This window comes from Nocardia sp. NPDC003999 (assembly GCF_053604885.1).
Genome location: NZ_JBSGIB010000035.1, coordinates 1 through 19,294 on the forward strand (window position 1 = coordinate 1; position 19,294 = coordinate 19,294).

The 19,294-nt window shown below is 68.7% G+C and carries 14 protein-coding genes and 1 pseudogene; 9 read left to right on the forward strand and 6 right to left on the reverse strand.

All coding sequences use genetic code 11. The annotated features are described in order from the left end of the window. The first annotated feature begins 842 nt into the window (after positions 1–842). The 3 genes from ACWESM_RS35315 (at position 843) to ACWESM_RS35325 (ending at position 3,872) form a co-directional block, all read left to right on the forward strand. A complete protein-coding gene (locus ACWESM_RS35315; RefSeq protein ID WP_452495506.1) occupies positions 843–1,037 on the forward strand; it encodes a hypothetical protein in 195 nt (64 codons plus the stop codon). A gap of 398 nt (positions 1,038–1,435) precedes the next feature. Then, a complete protein-coding gene (locus ACWESM_RS35320; protein WP_452495508.1) occupies positions 1,436–1,999 on the forward strand; it encodes a MobC family plasmid mobilization relaxosome protein in 564 nt (187 codons plus the stop codon). Positions 2,000–2,009: 10 nt separating this feature from the next. Beyond that, on the forward strand, positions 2,010–3,872 hold the full coding sequence (locus ACWESM_RS35325; RefSeq protein WP_452495510.1) for a relaxase/mobilization nuclease domain-containing protein: 1,863 nt from the start codon (positions 2,010–2,012) through the stop codon (positions 3,870–3,872). Between the two features lie 889 nt (positions 3,873–4,761). Here the strand turns inward: ACWESM_RS35325 and ACWESM_RS35330 are convergent. From ACWESM_RS35330 to ACWESM_RS35340, 3 genes are all read right to left on the reverse strand, one after another. Further along, the gene (locus tag ACWESM_RS35330; RefSeq protein WP_452495512.1) at positions 4,762–5,292 is read right to left on the reverse strand and encodes a hypothetical protein; all 531 of its coding nucleotides are present in this window, start codon (positions 5,290–5,292) and stop codon (positions 4,762–4,764) included. 156 nt (positions 5,293–5,448) lie between these two features. Beyond that, on the reverse strand, positions 5,449–10,242 hold the full coding sequence (mobF, locus tag ACWESM_RS35335) for a MobF family relaxase (RefSeq protein ID WP_452495514.1): 4,794 nt from the start codon (positions 10,240–10,242) through the stop codon (positions 5,449–5,451). A 696-nt stretch (positions 10,243–10,938) separates the two neighbouring features. Continuing rightward, positions 10,939–11,268: a hypothetical protein gene (locus ACWESM_RS35340; RefSeq protein WP_452495515.1), complete on the reverse strand. Its 330-nt coding sequence runs from the start codon at positions 11,266–11,268 to the stop codon at positions 10,939–10,941. 141 nt (positions 11,269–11,409) lie between these two features. Between ACWESM_RS35340 and ACWESM_RS35345 the strand changes: the two genes are divergently transcribed. From ACWESM_RS35345 to ACWESM_RS35360, 4 genes are all read left to right on the forward strand, one after another. Continuing rightward, a complete protein-coding gene (locus ACWESM_RS35345) occupies positions 11,410–13,254 on the forward strand; it encodes a DNA cytosine methyltransferase (RefSeq protein ID WP_452495517.1) in 1,845 nt (614 codons plus the stop codon). Between the two features lie 95 nt (positions 13,255–13,349). Further along, positions 13,350–14,207 (forward strand): DUF5131 family protein, encoded by an 858-nt coding sequence (locus ACWESM_RS35350; protein WP_452495519.1) that lies wholly within the window; start codon positions 13,350–13,352, stop codon positions 14,205–14,207. Next, positions 14,195–14,539: a hypothetical protein gene (locus tag ACWESM_RS35355; RefSeq protein ID WP_452495521.1), complete on the forward strand. Its 345-nt coding sequence runs from the start codon at positions 14,195–14,197 to the stop codon at positions 14,537–14,539. Before ACWESM_RS35350 ends, ACWESM_RS35355 begins: the two co-directional genes overlap by 13 nt. A 195-nt stretch (positions 14,540–14,734) precedes the next feature. After that, entirely contained in the window at positions 14,735–15,472 is a 738-nt protein-coding gene (locus ACWESM_RS35360; RefSeq protein ID WP_452495523.1) for a hypothetical protein, read from the forward strand. Positions 15,473–15,481: 9 nt separating this feature from the next. On the opposite strand, the gene ACWESM_RS35365 is transcribed toward ACWESM_RS35360, so the two are convergent. Beyond that, the gene (locus ACWESM_RS35365; protein ID WP_452495525.1) at positions 15,482–16,297 is read right to left on the reverse strand and encodes a hypothetical protein; all 816 of its coding nucleotides are present in this window, start codon (positions 16,295–16,297) and stop codon (positions 15,482–15,484) included. A 283-nt stretch (positions 16,298–16,580) separates the two neighbouring features. On the opposite strand from ACWESM_RS35365, the gene ACWESM_RS35370 reads away from it, so the two are divergent. Then, a complete protein-coding gene (locus tag ACWESM_RS35370) occupies positions 16,581–17,135 on the forward strand; it encodes a hypothetical protein (protein ID WP_452495526.1) in 555 nt (184 codons plus the stop codon). A 176-nt stretch (positions 17,136–17,311) separates the two neighbouring features. On the opposite strand, the gene ACWESM_RS35375 is transcribed toward ACWESM_RS35370, so the two are convergent. Further along, positions 17,312–18,238, reverse strand: coding sequence for a tyrosine-type recombinase/integrase (locus ACWESM_RS35375; protein WP_452495528.1), 927 nt, complete (start codon positions 18,236–18,238; stop codon positions 17,312–17,314). Positions 18,239–18,569: 331 nt separating this feature from the next. Here ACWESM_RS35375 and ACWESM_RS35380 point away from each other — a divergent pair, with 331 nt between their 5' ends. Then, positions 18,570–18,968, forward strand: a complete 399-nt coding sequence (locus tag ACWESM_RS35380; protein ID WP_452495530.1) for a hypothetical protein — start codon at positions 18,570–18,572, stop codon at positions 18,966–18,968. 120 nt (positions 18,969–19,088) lie between these two features. Here ACWESM_RS35380 and ACWESM_RS35385 read toward each other — a convergent pair. Then, positions 19,089–19,235 (reverse strand): annotated as a pseudogene (locus tag ACWESM_RS35385) (type II toxin-antitoxin system RelE/ParE family toxin); the annotation flags it as partial. Positions 19,236–19,294 lie beyond the last annotated feature (59 nt).

Sequence of the window (19,294 nt, forward strand, 5' to 3'; positions counted from 1 at the left end):
ACATCCTCACCGCGCGCCCCGAACCCGTCCGGCACGAGGCGACGGCCAACGACATCGAGATGCCGGCCATCGAGCATCCTGCGGAGCAGACGGACGAGCGGAGCACCGCTACGGAGCACCCGAACGCAGCACCTGCTACGCAGCGCCCGATGGTAGCTGCTGCGGAGCACGAACAGAGCACCCCGCCCGCTGAGCAGAGCACCGTTGTGGAGCAGCCCGCTACGGAGCACCCGGCGACTGCTACGGAGCACTCTGCGGAGCACGTTGTGGAGCACTCTGCGGAGCACGAACTGAGCAGTCCGCGGAGCACCCCGGCCGCTACGGAGCACCTTACGGAGCAGCGGAGCACCACGGCACCCGAGACTGAACCTGCGCCTCGTGTGGTCGAGCCGGACGTCGAGCAGGCCGCACCTGCACCCGTTGAAGGGCTGGTAGAGCCAGTTGCGGCCCGGCCGGACACCGAGGAGAACGAGCCTGCCGAGCAGGTTGTGGAGCACCCTGCTACGCGGGCCACCGAGCAGCAGAGCACCCCTGTGGAGCACCCTGCTACGGAGCACCCGGCGACTGCTACGGAGCAGTCTGCGGAGCACGAACCGAGCAGTCCGCCCGTCGTACGGAGCACTCAGCGGAGCACCTTGCGGAGCACTTCGGTTCTGGCGGAGCGCCGTGCGGAGCAGCCCACGGAGCACCGCAGGGTTGCTGCGGAGCACGCTCGCGCCGAACGGAGCACCCCGCGTAGCACCCGGACCGCCGCTACGGAGCACCCCGCCGTCGCGGCGCATGGAGCACCACCGGCCGGTATCACCGCGGCGACTTGGTCGCGGGCGCACGAGGTGAAGAGGGTGACCGCAGCACGCTCCTCGGTCGAGCAGATCGCCCAGGTGCTGACCCGCCAGGAGGAAAACCCTGAGCACGGAGCTAGCCGCATTGCTCGCGACCTGCACGTGGGATTCGCTTCGGTGAAGAAGTGGCTGGAAGCCGACACACGGATCTCCAACGCAGGCACCGGCGCCCGCGTGATCGAACTCCGGAAGTGAGGCAGTGACCTTCAGCTGAATCGCACAGTGGAAAGACTCTTTCCACGCAGCTTCCCGAAATAAAGACGCGACCCCGGCGGGGCTTAGCCGCCGGGGTCGCGTCGTGTCTGGACCCTACCGGTCCAGCCCTCCACCAGCCTCGAGGTGGGGGGAGGAAAGGTGCGCTCGGCCGGCGTGAGGCCCCCCGTTCGCAGGTCGGCGTAGCCCTTCGGTGGCGGACGGTTGCCGCGCCCTGTCGAGTCGCGTTTGGTGCTGGTCGAAGCGATCTTGCTCCGGTACGCTCAAAATCGCGGCCCCAGCGGAGCAAGCTAACACTTATGTGCCATAAGTGTGGTCACCTCGCGGGGGCGAGGTCCACCCGGGTGCCGGGTGTCGCTGCGCTGAGCCAGGAGAGAGAGGTGGATTCCGAGGTGGTCACCCAGGTGCCGGAGCGGCCGGATTCGGCCGTGCACGAGGCGTCGACGGCCCATGCAGGTGTGTCGTCGACGCGGCGGATGCAGTCGGTGGCGCGGACGCGGAATCGGAAGCGTCAGGAGAACATCGGCGAGGGGGCGAAGCGGTTCCGGGTGACGGTGTCGGCGGCTGATGCGGTGAAGCTGGAAGAGGCCGCTGCGGAGGCGAACATGACGGTGCCGCGGTACTTGGCGGAGTCGGCGTTGAACCCGACCGGCGGCCGTGCGGCGGGGGAAACCGATGAGGCGGGGCCGTGGCTGCCGTGGCCGAAGCGCAAGACGTTGGCGGGGGTGCTGTTGTCGGCGGCGGGCGCGATGGATGAGGTTCGAGTGGAGCACCTGGCGAAGATCGGCGGCAATCTGAATCAGATCGCGCACGCGGCGAACATCACCGGGACGTTGGCCGATGACATCGATGACACCCTCGACCAGCTGCGCGCGGTGCTCGACGACTTGGCGGTGCGGGCGACGCGGCTGGACGAACTGGCGCGCGAAGTGACGCGACGGTGAGGGCAGGGGCATGAATCCGAACATCAATCGCGGCGCCAAGCTCGGCGGGCTGATGGTGTATCTGCTGGGGCCGGGGAAGGCCAACGAGCACACCGATCGGCATGTGGTCGCGGGGTCGGCGTCGGTGATGCGGGCGGCGTGGTTGGGCCGGTTCGACGGTCCGGAGTCCAACCGGGCGGCGCGCGATGTGGCGTTGGAGATCGCGCGGGAGATGGATCTGCCGCGCAAGCTGCACGGAACCCGGGCTCGGATGCGGGCCCGCGCCGCGAGCGCGAACACCGGTGCGGTGGAGGTGATCGAGCGCCCGGAGAAGGGGGAGAAGGGGGTGCTGCGGGATGCACCGGTGTGGCACTGCTCGTTGGCGTTGCGTGCCGAAGAGGGCGATCTGTCGGACGAGACGTGGAAAGCGATCGCGGAAGACTTCATGAAGGAGATGGGGTTTGTCGACCCCACCCAGGCCGGGGTGCGGTGGGTGGCGGTGCGCCACGGCCGTGCGGGCGCCGACCGCTCCGGCGGCGACCACATCCACATCGCGGCGTCGCTCATCCGTGAGGACGGCAGTGTGGTGGACACGTTCATGCGCGATCCGGTCACGGGGCGGCCGATGGGTGATTACACGCGCTCTCAGAAGGTGGTCAACCTGCTGGAGCACCGGTACGGGCTGGAGGTGCTGGCGTCGCGTGAGGACGGCGGCGCGCTGCGCGGGAACTCGCGAGCGGAGACCGAACGTCGCGACCGCTCCGGTGGGGATCTGACCGAGCGGGAGAGGCTGCGGCTGGAGGTGCGGGCGTTGGCGTCGGCGAGCGCGACCGAGGCGGAATTCGTGCGCCGGGTCCGGGACGCGGGCATCTCGCTGCGCCCCCGCTACAGCAAGGGCGGCGAGGAGGTGACCGGGTACGCGGTGCGGTGGCGCGACCCCGCCGACATCGCCGCCGACCGCAAGACCGAGGCGGCGCGGCTGGCGCGCGGCGGAAAGCCGTTGACGCTGGACGAGCTGACGCACACCGGGCCCTGGTGCAGCGGCGGGCTGCTGTCGAAGGATCTGGCGCTACCTGCGCTGCGGGATCAGTGGGACGACTCCCCGCAGGCGCGGGCGGAGGCGTTGAAGACGTGGAAGGCCGGCCGCCGCAACAGCGGGCAGCGTGGCCGGGAAGCCCAAACCCTCGACGACCCGAAGCTGTGGACACGGGCGCACCAGGATCTACAGCGCTGGAACGACTACCTCGCCAGCATCCCGCCGGAGAATCACGGCGAGTGGGCGCGGGCGGCCGGGCGCGCGGCGGGAGTGTTCGCGGCGTGGTCGCGGCGCGTGGAATCCAAACCGGGAGTGTTCGCGGCCGCGGCGACAGAGCTGACCCGCTCGGCGCAGGTGCCCGCCCATCTGCGGTGGCGCCCGCCCGCCGCAGGGCAGCGCCCGCCCGGGTTGGGGGCGGTAGCGGTGATCCTCATCCAGCTCGCCAAGTACGCCGATCGGAACGACCCAGCGACGGAGACGGTTCGGTTGGTCGAGCAGTTGATGCGCACGCTCGTCGCGATCGCTGACGCACACACCGCCCGCCAGGAGTTCCTTCGCGCCCAGCAACTGCGCGACCGAGCGCTGGAACCCTTGCAGGTCCTGCGCGAGCGTCAGCACCAGCACGCGCAACACGAGTCCCGGACGTCGGGGATGTCTCGACAGGAACGCATCGACCAGCAGGCAGAGCAGATGCGCGCGGCTGGGGTCGATGAGGAATACATCCGCGCCTGGCGCACCACCGCCCGCGCCTTCGACACTGACCCAGGTTCAGCCGTCACCGGGTCGGCGTCGGAGCCCACGCGCCCCAACACCACACCCGGCATCAGCCAGAACCGCGACACAGGCCGAGGACGCTGACCGGCGGGGCTGGTCCAGGGGGTGGATTACCCCCTGGACCAGCCCCTGGATTAGCGCAGGGTTTGGGTCCAGGGGGTAATCCAGGGCCTGGTCCAGGGGGTAATCCAGGGGCTAATCCACCCCCGCGCAGCTCGGTGAGCTGCGGTGTTTGCGTCCCGGCCCGCACCTTCGTCCGCAAGCTCCCCGATTTCCCGACCACCCTCGATCTGCGGAGTACCTGGATCAAGGGTGGTCGAGAAACCGGTTCGGGCCGGGACGGAACACCTTCGAGACCAGACTCTGAAGCAGGGTGGTGGGGGAGGGGTTTCGGTCGCCGCGTCAGCCGTGTCAGCATGCCGCAACCGAACACGCGTGATGGTTCGGTCGAGCGCGGCGAATGCCGTCAAAGGGCAGCCAGGGGTAGCGATTAGGGTAGCGACTAGCCTCGCGCAGCCGTCGCTACCCTGATCGCGAGTCTGGTCGCTACCTTGATCGCTACCCCAGTCGCGAGGCTGATCCGGTCTGAGCTGCGGTGTTCCGTCCCGCCCTGTCCCCTACGTTCGCGGGCTGCCGTTTTCTTGACCACCCTCGATCTGCGTACCTGGACGAGGGTGGTCAACAAACCGGGGACGGGGCGGGACGGAATGTCGAGCAGTGGCACCGGATTCGGGGAGGCACAGGGGAGGGGAATGGCGGCGGCCGGCGGGAGGGTGCGTGCGCTGCGGTTGGGCGTCTGGTCGCCTTGGAAGGTGCTGCCGCACGAGCTTCGCTCGCTTGCCACTGGCCGGGCCTCACTTGGCCCCCTACCGGTATAACTTTGCTCCTCCGGATCATCCCTACGGGGGTTCCTGACTCGCCGAATTTCGGGCGGATCTCGGCGGCGTCATCGAAGCGAACCGGCCTTGTTCGACTACACGCTGATCGGAATGTGCGCCCGTCCGGTCAGCCGGAGTTCGGTGTAGTGCGCCAGTCGGTTGATCTGATCGATGAAGCGATCGGTGTTGGCGTGGCAGACCGCGATCAAGGACAGCGTGTCCGCTCGTCCGGTCGTTGGATACCGGCCCTGGTCGCCACGCGGGTCCAGTCGGTGGAAATCCTGGATGAAACTGACGATGAGTTGCTGGTCGGCGCCATCCCCAAGCAGATCATCCCCTGCCGGGAGCGCGTTGAGCAGGCGTGCGAGATTGTGGCTGTACCGGTGATTCGCGAGGACGGCCGACGGAAGGAATGCCTTGAGCGCGAGTTCGGCTGCTTGGCGGCCGTAGTAGAAGGCTGTTCCGAGCGAGTGTTCGGCCAGAATCACTGCGGACTTGGTTGTCTCGAGGAAGGTTTCCAGGACAGGATCCTCGCAGTTCGCGCGCGACAGGCAGAACATGCGGTCATCGCTGTCATGGTCGAGGTGTGCGTCGACAAACGGGCTGAGATATTCGACAGTGCTCATGCAGCGGACCATACGGCTGAGGGGTGCAGGCTCCTGGGCACTCCAAATCCGCCCGAAATTCGGCGAGTTCGGGAAACTCCTACGGCGCGGTTGTGGTTGTGTGGCAAGCCCTCCCGCGAGGGAGGGCGCGGCAGCCTGGGCGGGGCGACCGACGACTTACAGGCTGTAGCCGGTGTCGCGGGTAGGGCTGTTGTCGTAGATCGGGGTGTCCCATCGATCGCGCTGGCGTTGCCGCTTGGCCTCACGCTGCTGGCGTCGTTGTTCGGTGCGCTGCTGGGCGGCGATTTCCTCGTGGGAAGGCAGGGGGTTGTCCTGGGCGTGGATTTCGGCGCGGGCGCGGTTTTCCCGTTCGAGCTGGTCGGGTGGAAGCTCGGCGCGGCGCTGCTGTTCATCGACGGGGGCTTGGGCCCAGGCGCGTTGTTGCGCGCGGTATGCGTCGGCGCGGTCGCGGTCGTGTTGTCCGGCGGCGATCTCGCGGTCGGCGTCGGCGAGGGCCTGGTCGCGTGCGGCGGTGTCGGTGGCTTCGGTGAGCAGGCGAGGCCAGAGGGATTCGTGCGCACCGATGCGGGCGCGCAGCTCGCTGAGTTGGGCGCGGGTGGCGTCGCGGCGGTCGGCGGCCTGGTTGAGCGCTTCTTCAGCGTCGGCGGCGGCCTGTTCGCGCTCGAGACGGGTTTGGCGGCTGTGCCACCACCGCAGGGCCGCGACATCGTCGCGTGCTGTTCGCCAGGCGGCACGCGCGGCGGCTTCGTCGCGAGTGTGTTCGGTGTTCTGACGTTCGAGGGTTTGGGCGGTGCGGATGTCGGCGGCTTGGTCGTCGCGGCGGCGGTGGGCCTCGATCAGCTGCTCGCGAGCTCGGAGGGCAAGGGTGAGCCGGTCGGGTCCGAACCGCACGTTGGTGTACCGCAGGTGGTTGTGGCGCCTGGTGACCTCACGGGCGAGGTCGGCATCACGCAGTGCCCGCAGTTCCTGGCTGCGGAGTTCGGCGATGAGGTCGACGAATTCGCGGTCGTGGCCCTCGTCGAGGTGCTCAGCCATGCGCCAGCGCAGCGCGGCCGCGGGCTGCTCGAGAGGCAGCGGGCGCTGTTCGTGTGCGGCGCGCAGGGTGGTGGGGACGTCGAGACCTGTTGCGGCGGCGCGGGTCAGCTCGGTGGCCAGCACCGGCCAGTACGGGTCTTCGGTCAGCCGTGAGTCCAGCGCGGTCGCGGTCGCGTGCCAGCGGCGCACATCGGCGTCGCGGTCGCCCAGGACGCGGGTGATCTCGTAGTGGAAGCCCGCTTGGGACTGATGCGCGAGGGTGCCGGGTAGTTGTTCGGGGCCGGTGAGGCGGCGATCGTTGTCGGGGATGTCGTGGACGGCGCGCCAGATGGTGAGCGAGGACAGCAGGTCCGGTTTGGTGCCGACGAGGGGTTTGGCCCACATCGGCGCAGTGGTGGTGGTCCAGGCCCGTGCGGCGGTGTCGATCTCGGCGACCAGGTCGGTGATCTGCTGCGCACGCGTGCGCAGGTGCTCGCCGTATTCCGGGTCGGCCAGCAGGCCGGCGGGCACGGTGGGCAGCCACGACAACGGGGCGGCGCCGTCGCGGCTGCTGGTCAGGTCGATGCGCCAGCTCAGGACGGCGGCGCGGTCGTTGGCGGTGTCGAGTTGGTGGCGCGCGACCGCGTCGGTGAGGACGGCGACGGGGTCATTTCCGGCCACCGCGAGGGTGGAGAGCTGTTTGCGCAGTGTCGGGTAGGCGGGCTCGCTGGTGAGTCCCGGTGCGAGTTGTTCGGCCGCGGCGTCGATGCGCTCCAGCACGGTCGGGTCGGTGCGCTGGTGGGTGACCACACTGATCGCGTCGGTGTAGGCGCGTGCGGCGTGGGCGAGCTGGGCGCGGGGGTCTTCGGCGTGGCGTTGGGCGGTGGTGGCGGAGACTTGGGCGCCGTCACGGCCGAGGATGCCGGTGAGCACGTCGAGGGCGGTCGGCGGGTGGAGCGCATCCAGGGTCTCGGGTGCGGTGTCCTCGCCGTCGTGGGCGGTCGCGACATACAGGTGGTTTTCGTGGCGGCCGCGGGTGAGCGCGACGTATGCCTGCTGGCGGGACTCGCCGCCGATGAGCACGGTGTGCGCGGTGTCGACGGTGAGGCCTTGGGCGGCGTCGATGGTGGTGGCGTAGCCGAGGGTGGTGTAGTCGGCGATGTAGTCCTCGGGCAGGGTGATCAGCCGCCCGGATCCGATGTGCGCGGCGGTGATCCGCCCGTCGGGGTGGACGGCTCGCACCCTCCAGCGGTAGCCGTTGCGGACGTGGTCGGTGGCGGAGATCCGCATTCGGTAGGCGTTCTTGCGGGTGGTGATGATGTCGTCGACGCTGGCGGCCAGCCCGTCACCGAGCGTGACCTCCCGCCGGATGTGGGCGGTGGGGTCGCGGGCCAGGCGGGCGTCGCGGGCCCGGGTGTTCAGTTGGGTGACCAGGTCGCGGGTGGGTGCCAGCAGCACCGCGTCGCGGCCGGCGGCGGTGTCGGCGGCCCACGCCTGGAAGGCGTCCTCGACGACGGCGCCGATGGTGCCGACGTGGACGCGGTCGTGGTCGACGTAGTGCGCGATCGCGGCTGGATCACCCTCGCGCAGCGCGAGACTGGCGGCGCGCTCACCAGCGTCGGTGAACCGCATGACCTGGGTCAGGGTGAGAGCTTCGGTGGTGTGGGCGATGTCGCGGATCACGCCACCGGCGGCAACGGCGGCCAGCTGCTGGTCGTCGCCGATCGCGCGGACGCTGGCGCCACGGGCGAGCAGGAACCGTATGGCGGTGTCGAGTTGGCGGGTGGAGGCTTTCGCGGCCTCGTCGATGATCACCAACGTGCGGTGATCGATCCGCCGCAGCCAGACGGGGCTATCGGGGTCGAAGATCGTGATGGGGTCGTCGATGAGGGCGGTGAGCATGTCGATCGTCGCTGTCGGGGCATGGATCTCCTCACCCAGCACCGCCGCGGCCGCAGCGGTCGGCGCCAGACCGAGCACGATGCCGCCCTCGCTGGTCCACGCGCGAGTGAGCACCTGCATCGCGGTGGTTTTCCCGGTTCCGGCCGGGGCGATCGCGACCTGCAGCCGCGCCCCGGAGGTGGCGAATGACTCGACGAGGGCGCGCTGGCCGGGGTTGAGGGTGCGGCCGTGGTTGTTGGCGGCGAACTCCACCAGCGCCAGCTGCACCGCCGCGGCCGGGATGGTGCGGCCGCCGTCGAGGTGGGCGGCGGCGATGAGCCGCTGTTCGGCGTCCACGATCGCGCGGGCGGTGTAGAGGGTGGAGTCGGCGGTGGTGTAGACGCTGGTGCCGTCCCGGCGGCGCAGCACCCCGACCGCGGGCACCGGATCCGGGACACCGCGCGGGATCGAACACGGCTCGGCCAGCGCGACCGCGACGACTCGCTCGGCCACCTGCGCCCACTGCCGGGTGCTGACCTGGCCGCGCAGCTGGCGTTCGGTCTCGGCGCGAATGTGGTTGAGCTTCCAGGTGGCGCGGTGTGCGGCGACGGTGTCCACGACGCGGCGCGCGGTCTGGGCGATCCACGCCTCATCCACCTCCGGCAGCTCGAGACTGCCGGGCGCGAGGGTGTCGGTGAGCAGCTCCTCGACCGCGTGACGAGAGCCCAGCAGCTCGATCGCTTCCTGCTCCCAGGTGGCGCGCTGCTCGGCCAAGGCGCGGGGTTCGTGCTTGCGGGCCCGGGTGGCGATGGTGGCCTGCTGGGCGAGTTTCCACACCTCCGCCGGGATCGGCGCGCGACCGTGCTTGGCCTGGAACTGGCGGGTCAACGTGGCGAGTTCGGCGCGGATGCTGGTCGAGCGCTGCGACCACAGCTCGATCAGCTCGGTAGCGACCCCGGCGATCTCGCGGACCGGGCGCTTGCTGGCGTCGCGGGCGGGACGGTCGGTGAACCGGACGCCGATCGCGTCGCCCAAATGCTGCTCGAGGCGGGCGTTGTAGATCTCGCTGGCCGTGACCGCATGCTGGTAGACCATCCGGCCATCCAGCGCCCGCCAGCGCCCATCCAATGTCCTGACCTTGTTGGACACCACGACGTGGGTGTGCAGGTTCGGGTCACCGGCGCGGGAATCGCGGTGCAGGAACGCGGTCGCGATCATGCCCTCGGTGTCGACCTGGCGGACACCGTCGGTGCCCAACCTGGTGTAGCAGCCGTGTCTTTCGAGGTAGGCCAACGCGTCGGCGATGGCGGCGGCGTGCGCGGCCTCGATCTTCTCGGCGATCTCGCGTGGCGCCAACGCCCACACCGCTGACACCGACTTCACTGCCGAGAACGTCAGGTCGAACCCGGCGACGGCCCGGCGCTCCGGACGAGAATGCCGCGAAATCCAGTCGGTCAGCTCCGGCCCCTCGTGAGGTGCGCGGCCGTGCTCGCTCGTGAACATCTCCCGGCCCACCCGGGTGCGGATCTCCTCGCGCACCTTCTTGGGCACGGGCGCGTCCTCGGCCTGGCCCGCCGCGACGTTCCACGCCTCCAGTTGCTGAGCGACGACGTGGCGGAAGCTGCCCTCCGGCACCTTGAATTGGTAGAACGGCCTGCCCAGCTGTGTGGCCTTGCGGGCGGCGGCCGCGGAGTCGCCGGCCGCGAGGCGGGCAGCGATGATCGCCTCCGCGTTCGGATGACGACCCTCCCGGTACAAGGCGGCCATCTGCTTCTCGTCGACCGGATCTCCGGCGGTGATGTCGTCGAACGCCACCAGCCCCGAACCCAGCCAGATCCCCGGCACCTCACCGCGATCGGAGTAGTAGTCCGACAGGCTCGCACGGCCCCGCTCATGGCCGTCATGCACCGCAACGCATCTCGTGTAGTAGTCGACACCAGCGTCCGCGCTGAGCCTGTGCGGAGACATCACATAACCGACGGTACGGACGAACCGGACGTTGCAGGTCAGACCACACACAGCCGGTGTGTCCATGAATGCAAAAGGTGTGAACATATGTTCGAAGGGTGGTAGGTAGGGGATAGCGCAGATGGGTGGAAGTGGGCTGGTCGGAGTGGGTTTGGGGGAGGAAACGCGATGAGGGTCGCGGGCGTAGAGGGTTTGGGTGTGAGCACTGGTGGTGTGAGCTACCGACTGCTCGGAAGCCTCACCGCCCACGCCCACGCCCACGCCGAGGCGGTGCCCGTCCTGCGGGCGGGCAACACACGGCGACGTATGGGGCTCCAACCCCAGCCTTTTCGCCGCAGTCGTCGGTGCCGCGGGTGATGATGTGCGGTATGGACCGCTTCGACCAGTTCCGCTACGACCTGGGCTATCCCTGCAATAACCCACGGTGCTACGCGGCGGTCCACGCGACCCCGACGTGCCCGTACTGGCGACCCGAGCCTCTCCCTCCGTCAGAGCCGGTCCCTGGCTCGCGGCCGCCTCTGCCGTATATCAAACCTCTGGACATGCGCTGGATCTGGCTGGTTCCGCCGGCGGTGGTCATCTTCGCGCTGATCGTGCTCCTATAGCAGCCCACTCGATCGACGTCGGGACCGACCGGCCGCACAGCGGTGGCGGACCCGCTTCGCTGTGATGCAGTAGGAATCCCGAGCCATATAGCGGCCTCGACTAGGCCCGTGAAGTCCAGCAGCGCAAAATCTGGCGGTAGCCAACGGGATAACGCTCTGACCAGTGGCGCGTGGCCGGTCAGGCTCCGCGCGCGTAGTCCTCGTGCCAGGTCTCGAGGACCGACAGCGGCCAGTAGAGGCGATACAGGATGCGGTGGGGGGCGGGGAAGGGGGCCTTCTTCGGCCCGCCGCGCGCCAACCAGCCGGTGACGGTGCGCGAGGGGATTTCGGTGATCGCCTCGACCCCGGCGATGTCGACCCACATGTCTCCGTTCGGCAGTTCCGGCAGGCCGAGGAGGCGGCCGGCGGGGAGCTGCTGGCCGTCGGCGCGGGCCTGGCGGATCTGCGCGGATCGGTCCGCCAGGTCGAGGTCTTCGACCGGCCGGGTTCGGGTGGGGTCGGGCGGCATTCGGAAGTCGCTTTCTGTCAGGGCTTCACGGCATCGCCGACGAGTCTAGGACAGGTTTGCAGTGTCAAAACTGTAGCAGCCCACCGAGTCGCACTGTACAGTTTTATTACTGCACAGTTTTGAAACTGCAAGGAGGGGTTCATGTCCCGACGTGACTCGACCAGGACGCGGCCGCGCACCGCTACGCATCGGCCCGCTACTCGTCTTCGTCGGTTCCGCCACGACGATTTGGTCGCGGTGGATCTGTTCTCGGGGTTCGGTGGCCTGACCAGGGGAATCGAGATGGCCGGATTCACCACGATCCTGGCGGCCAACCACAACAGCTACAAAGTCGATGTCCACGAGGCGAATCACCCGGACGCGCAGCATTGGATCGCGGACCTGGTCGATCCCGAGTCCGCCGATTACCACGATGTTCGCGACCTTCCCGCGGCGGATCTGCTGGTGGCGGGGGTGTCGTGTGTGAACCACAGTCAGGCGAACACGCAGAAGGCCTACGAGCAGGGCGTGAGCCTGTTCGATCTGGACGACCCCGAGTACGAGGATCGCGTGACCCGCTCCGAGCGGGACCGGGCGACCGCCAATTGCGTGCTGCACTACGCGGATCGGAATCGTCCGCGCATGATTCTGGTCGAGTGCACGACCGAACTCACTTCATGGGGTCCGGCGATTCCGGGCCGCCGCAAGGTCGGTGACGGGTCGACGTACCGGTGGTGGCTGCGCGCGTTCGGCAATCTCGGCTACGAGCACAAGATTCTGTATCTGAACTCGATGTTCTTCGGGGTACCGCAGAGCAGGGATCGTCTGTACATCGTTTTCTGGGATCGCCGTCTGCCGGCGCCGGATCTGGATCATCGGCCGTTGGCGCGGTGCGGGCACTGCGACGAGGTCGTGGAAGCGGTGTGGTCGTGGAAGACCGGTGTGCCGCCGACCGGCGCGGTCCGCTACGGCACCCAGTACAACTACCGGTGCCCGCGCTGCCACCGCGAGGTCGTGCCGACGATGACACCGTCACTGCACGCGCTGGACCTCACCAACCTGGGCACCCGGATCGGGGACCGCAAGCGCCCGTTGCGGCCCGCGACGATGGCGCGCGCGGAACGCTGCCGAGCGAAGTTCGCCGAATTCCCGGCGATCCTCATGCCCGCCAAGAGCGTGTACGGCACCGAACGAACCTTGAGCCAGCCCCTGGCCACCCAGACCAGCCAGCAGGAAACCGCGCTGCTGTGGACCGGGCACGTGTTCGCCGCGCACCGCCACAACGGCGACGGCCAGCACTTGAGCCGCCCGATGGACACCGTGACCTCCACCCATGAGAAGGCGGTGCTGCTCGCGGTCAACAACTTCCAGGGCGCACCGCGCGGTGCCGGTGACCCGCTGCCCACCCAGGGCGGCTCGCAGACGCTGAGTCTGCTCTCGACGGGAGTGGTGCCGTTCCGGAAGAACACGCTGCCGACCACCTACGCCGAAGCGATGCCGACGGTCACCTCCGAGCAGATCCCCGGCGTGCTCACCGCCGCCGGGGTGATCAAGAACAACGGCGCCATCGACGAAGCGAAGTACCGCGCCCACCCGGTCGCGGACCCACTGGGCACCATCACCGCGTCCGCGTCGCAGGCCCTGCTGTTCGGCGGCTGGTACAAGCAGAACGGACCCTCGGGGACCGAGACCGCACCACACCCGCTCATCGACCCGTTCGGGACCTTGACCTCCCGCGATACCACGGGCCTTCTCACCGCCGGATGGCGAGCTGCACTGGCCGATCTCGCGCTGGAGGACTGCTACTTCCGCATGATGGCCGCCCACGAAGTGGGCCGCGGCTGCGGATTCGACACCGACTTCCCCGGCCACACCGGCGAGTTCGTCGTCTGGGGGACCGCACGCGACCAGGTCGACGGATTCGGCAACGCCGTCTCCCCGGCGGTCGGTGCCTGGATCGGGCAACGGCTGCGTGCGGTGCTGCACACCGCAGAGGCGATCGCATGAGCGTCCCGACACCGACTGCCGGGGGCCAGCCGTGATCCCCGCACACCAGACCTTCAGCAGACCGTCTACAACCAGAAGACAGGACACGACCTGAAATGACCGCGATCGAATGGACCGACGTCACCTGGAACCCGGTCACCGGGTGCGACCGCATCAGCACCGGCTGCGACAACTGCTACGCGATGGGCATGGCCAAACGGCTCAAGGCGATGGGCTCGGCGAAGTATCAGCGTGACGGCGACCCGCGCACTTCCGGGCCGGGGTTCGGGGTTACCGAACACCCCGACGCGCTCGATATCCCGCGCCGCTGGCGTACTCCGCGCATGGTGTTCGTGAACTCCATGTCGGATCTGTTCCACGCCAAAGTCGGCGAGGATTTCGTCCGGGCGGTGCTCGACGTCATCGCCGCCACCCCGCAGCACACCTACCAGGTGCTGACCAAACGCCCGTCGCGGGCGCGGCGGCTGGCCGAACGCGGGCTGGTGTTCCCGCCGAACCTGTGGCTGGGCACCAGCGTCGAGAACGGCGCGGTCACTCACCGCATCACCGACCTGCTCGCCACACCCGCCGCGGTGCGGTTCCTGTCGTGCGAGCCGCTGCTGGGGCCGATCGACCTGGACCGGTTCCTGTTCACCCGCACCTGCCCCGGTGGCTGCGGCTGCCGCTGGCCTGACGACGCGGACCGCTTCGAATGCGCCTGCGGCGGCGAATGCGCCGACTGGCGGCCCGAACCGGCGATCGATTGGGTGATCGTCGGCGGCGAATCCGGGCCGAACGCCCGGCCGATGCACGCGGACTGGGTACGCGACCTGCGGGATCAGTGCGTGGAGGCCGGGACAGCGTTCTTCTTCAAGCAGTGGGGTGGGCGCACCCCGAAGTCGGCCGGCCGCGAACTCGACGGCCGGATCTGGAACGAGTTCCCACAGAACAGGAGTGCATCGTGCCGAGGCTGATGTCGGTGTCGCTGACCGAGGACGCGGTGCGCGACCGCAGAAAGACCGTCACCCGCCGCATGGGCTGGCTGCACCTCACCCCGGGTACTCGGCTGACCTTGTGCCGCAAGGTCATGGGCCGCAAGCCCGGCGAGCCGCTGGTGCGCATCGTCGACGTGGAGGTCGTCGATGTCCGCCGCGAGCGCCTGGCGCTCATTTCTCCGGAGGATGTCGAGGCCGAAGGGTTTGCGGGTATGACTCCAGAGGCGTTCGTGGAGTTCTTCTGCCGCAGCCACACCGGCTGCACCCTGGACACGGTCGTCACCCGGATTCGGTGGCGCTACCTCGACTGACTCGTGTCAGCCCAACGGCCCCGGACCTCGTCTTCAGGCGGGATCCGGGGCCGTTGTTGTTGCCGTGGTGATCGCAATGAACGAAACCCGTTGGTGTCAGCGGTATCTGGCATATTCGATACATGACGACGGGGGCACAGGATCGGCGCGGCAGTTTGTGGACCGGAGACGACTACCAGGGCGTTGTTCGCCGCGTTGGCGACCTCCATCCCCGATAGCGAGATCGCGGCACAACTGGGCCGCTCTCTCGAGGGGCTGCGCGGGCGGGCGAAGTTCCTGCTGCTGGACAACTATTCGTCTGCGGTGGCCCTGCGCAAGCTGAGGCAGATGGCTTCGGAGCCGGGTTTCGACTGGGAGCCCCTCGCCCGCGACGCGCACGCCTTCGCCAACAAGTCCTATTGGGATGCCAGGACCGACGAGCGGCTGATCCTGGCCTGGGCGCGGAATCCGGCGCCGACCATGGCTGAGCTGGTCGAGGAGTTCAGTGTCGGCGAGCAGGACATCGCGCGGCGCTGCATCGCGCTCGAGCTCGCCCAGACCCGGGTGGAGATCGTCGACCACCTCGGCGCCGAACCCGGCGGTGATCTGGCCTACCAAGCCCGGCTGGGACGCGACAAGGCCAACACCGCGGTCGGTGTCCTGGTCCTCACCTCCGCGACCGGCGCCGTGCTGCACCTGTCACTGCACTCCGACATCGACGCCGCTGCACAGGCCTGCGGCGAGGTCGACGAGACCGCGCTGGAAGAGCTGCCCGCCGTGTGGACGATCGCGACCCGCGTCCTGGGCGAAGGGGCCACCCGCGCGACCAAGACCGGGTCCTGGACCGAACGGCCAGCCACCGAACCACACACCAACGCGGTCAGCGACCCGGCCCCGGCCGCGGCCCGGGCGGTTCCCCGGTGGCGGCGGCTGCTGAAGCCACGAACCCGCTGAACGATTCGGTCAGTCGCTCTCGGTGAGTTGAGCACGCAGTTCTTCGATCTGCTCGGTGTCGAACCGGTACTCCTCGAGTGCGGGGCCCGGGTCGTCGAACTCCCTACGCATGTAGCGCTGCTGTTCGCGGTGCCAGGCGCGGAGTTGTGTGAGAACTGCGGCGGCGGCAAACCCCTCGAGGACGAGTACTTCGACAACTTGGGCCTTGCTGAGCTGCGCGGCCGGCCGGGGAGTCGCGACTACCGGCGTCTGGGTGGCGTGGACCGGCGTGGTGGGAGTGCGCCCTGATGATGTGCGTCGTCGCCTGCGTCGGCGTCGCCGAGTGGATGTGCGCGGTGGTGGCTCTGTGTCGCCGAATCCGTACTTCGCCAGGGCGCTGCGCAGCCCCTCGTACAGGGCCTCACGCAGGACTGGTTCGGCCATCTCGCCCAGCAGCTCGTGGCGATGTTCTTGGATGTACTGGCGGCCGATCTTGGTGATCCGGGCCATGAGGACTTGGCGGGTGGGAACGTAATTCCCCCACTCGTAGGCGAACTGGAGTTCGACGAGATCGACCGTGTGCATCATCGATTCGGCGTAGCCGCGGCTGACGAGTCCGTCGAGCGCCCGGCGTATGACGGCGCGGCGACTGCGCTTGATGTCGCGCTCGGCGAGGGTGGTGTCGTCGCCGTCGTACAGGTCGTAGTCGTCGTCACGCAGTCCGATCTCCGCGACGGCGAACCAGGAGTACCCGGCATCGAGATGCCAGGTCCGCCAGGGGCCTACGCGTCCGATGTAGAGCGCGGCGAGGAGTCTGCGTTGAGCGCGGCCCAAACCCCGTGACATCAGGCCATTTTAAGTGCATCCACCGTGTCGGAGGCGGTTGCTCTAATGGGATTCGCCCAAGAGTTCGATCGGGTGATCCTCCCCCCGAGTGCGAGTCGGGGGGAGGCCAGAAACACCAATGCAGTCCGCGAAAACCGTTCATTGGAGTTGGGATGAGACTAACGCCTCCCCACTGGGAGGAGAACTACGTGCCGGTTAACGTTGTGCCCCGGTACGCCACCGAGACAGGCCACTCGGTCGCTGGCGCCGACGCGTGTTCGGCTTCGCGGGAGCCTGCGATGACATGCTGACAGCGTGGGGCGATGAGAGCGGATCGCAGCCCGGGGCGGATCCCGGGACCTACATCCTCTCGGCCGTCTTGCTCGATGACACCGAAGAACAGGCTGTTCGCACGGCGATGCAAGCGCTGCAGCTGCCCGGAGAGAAGAAACTCCACTGGCACTCGGCCAGCGACGACCGTCGCCTGGAGTTCATCGAGGTGGTCGCGTCTTTGCCGGTGTGCGGGATCGTCGTGGTCCACCATTCGGCCAGCGCGGACGATCGCCGCCACCGCCGCAAGTGCCTCGAATACCTGCTGCCGCATCTGGCGTACATGGACTGCGGGTCGGTGACTCTGGAATCGCGCGGCGGCGCCGATGCCAGCGACTACGACATCGTGCAGAAGTTCCGCGCTCAACGCGTGCTCACCGCGGATCTGAGACTCGGGCATCGCATCGGCCGCGAAGAACCGGTGCTGTGGACCGCGGACATCGTCTGCGGCGCGGTCGTGCAGCACCGCGTAGGCAACTCGACCTACCTCGACAAGCTCGGCGGCATGATCGAGATGCGCTCCATCTGACCCCAGAATCGACGCGAGCCACGGGCCTCGTCGTCCGGCGAGTAATCCCGTGGCTCACTTCCAACCCCACCTCGATGGGGCGGCTCCATGGCCCAGGGTAGCAGTTCGTGACCCACAGGTGAGCACAACATCCATCACATATCGGCCCACAATCCTGAAGCCTGGACCGCGCGTTCTCAGCGCCGCCGCCGCGCGGCGGGGTCGGTGGCGGCCTGCCAGGCCAGCAGCGCTTCTTTCGACGGGCGGGCGTACTTCGCCAGCGACCGCACCGAGGAATGCCCGGACAGCGTCATCAGCATCGGTGTGGAGGCCCCGTCTTCGGCGGCGTGGGTCAGCCGGGAGTGCCGCAGCTGGTGCAGCGTGAACGGCCCGCCGGGCAACTGCGCGGTGTGTGCCTCGAACAGCTCGGCCGCGCGCCGGTACGACAATCGGGCGCGGTGGCTGCCCGGGTCGATATCCGCCACGGCCACGTGCGGTTTGGCTTTGCGGTCGGTGAGGAACAGCGGGCCGGTGCGGCGGCCGGCGAGCATGCGCGGCAGCAGCCGGGCGGTCCCGGTCTGCCAGGCGACCACATCGACCGCGCCGCCCTTGCGTCGCACGCGGGCGCACCGGTTGGTGGTGTCGAGATCCGGGACGTCGAGCATCAGCAGTTCCTCGGTGCGGGCGGCGGTCTCGTAGAGCATGTGCCACAGCACCCGCTCCCGCAGACCCGCGTCCATGCTCAGGATCGTGGTGACCTCTGGGCGGGTCAGGGCCCGGCTGCGGTCGGCGGGCACCGAGCGCGGCCGTAACCGCACCAGCGGGTCGCCGACCAGCCAGGTCTGCTCGCGCCAGTAGTCGCACGCGGCGCGCAGCGCGGCCAGGCGCACATTGAACGTCTGCGCCGACGCCCCACCCCACCGGATTCGGAACCAGGCCGCGACCCGGTCCGGATCCAGCAGCGCCGGATCACATTCCGCGCCGAACTCGGAGACCAGCGCGGTCAGGGCGGTGCGGTAGCCGCGGCGGGTGTTGGCGGCGGTCACCGTCTGCAGATAGGTCTGGACCGCGGCGTCGAGGCGCATCCCGGCCCGCAGCGGGCGCACCGCGTTCGATTCACCCATGCCGCCCCGCCGCCTGTGGGCGGGGCGTGGAGCGCCCTGCCGTCTGGTTCATCGGTGTCTCCCTTGATCTACCCGTATCTACCGCAGATAATTTGCCGAGCCGCCCCGGCATGACGGAGCTGTCGCGCCACGTCGCGCACCGGCCCGCACCCACTCTACCGCAGATAATGTGTCATTATCTGCGGTAAATCCTTTCGTCGGATCGGGCGGATTTGCTCATTCTTCTGGTACTCGCGTGGAGGGCCAGACCCAGAGCGTCGGTCAGTCGCTGTCGGTGAGTTGAGCACGGAGTTCTTCGATCTGCTCGATGCCTGCGGCTACGATCCGCGGCATGCCTGAGCTACGCGAGGGATGGGACGTCGAGGAGGCAGTCGGGGAGACCGATTGGGTGATGGCGCATCTGGCCGACCACTACGTCGGACAGCCGCGGGACGCCGACGCGTGCCCGCTGGCCGGGGACGAGCGCTGGGACGAGCCCCTCATCGAGGGCGCGTTCAAAGACGCTGTCGATCGGGCATGCTCGGCCGTGTCGCTGCGATGGGATCAGGATCGTGGCGTGATCACCTACCCGGAGTCGATGACACCCGCCAGGGCCGCCGTGTTGTGGAACGCGGCTCTGGCCGAGGCCCGCCACTACCGCTTGGGTGAGATCGTCGCGGAGACCCGAGCGGGTCGGGGTGCCCGGCTGGCGGACCGTACCCGCGGCAACGAGTGGGTGCTGCCCGACTGACCGACCTCGCATCGACTCGCCCAGTTCCGGCCACGGTGGGGCCGCTACGCTCACCACACCGGACGGCGGGCACCACACACGTGGGCGGATTCGAGATCGGTTCGCGCTACCGCAGGCCGGTCAGAGGTGGTGGTCGAGGTCCATGCGCTGATGCAGGATGCGGACGATGTCGATGACACCCTCATCGGTGGAGCGGTAGTACAGGGTGTGCGATCCGGCGGCGAGCTTGCGGTAGCCGGGGCGGATGTCGTCGCAGGCGCGACCGAGGTGCTGGCCAACTGGCATTCGGCAGTGTGAGTGGGGGTTCCAGAGCGCCTAAGAAGCAA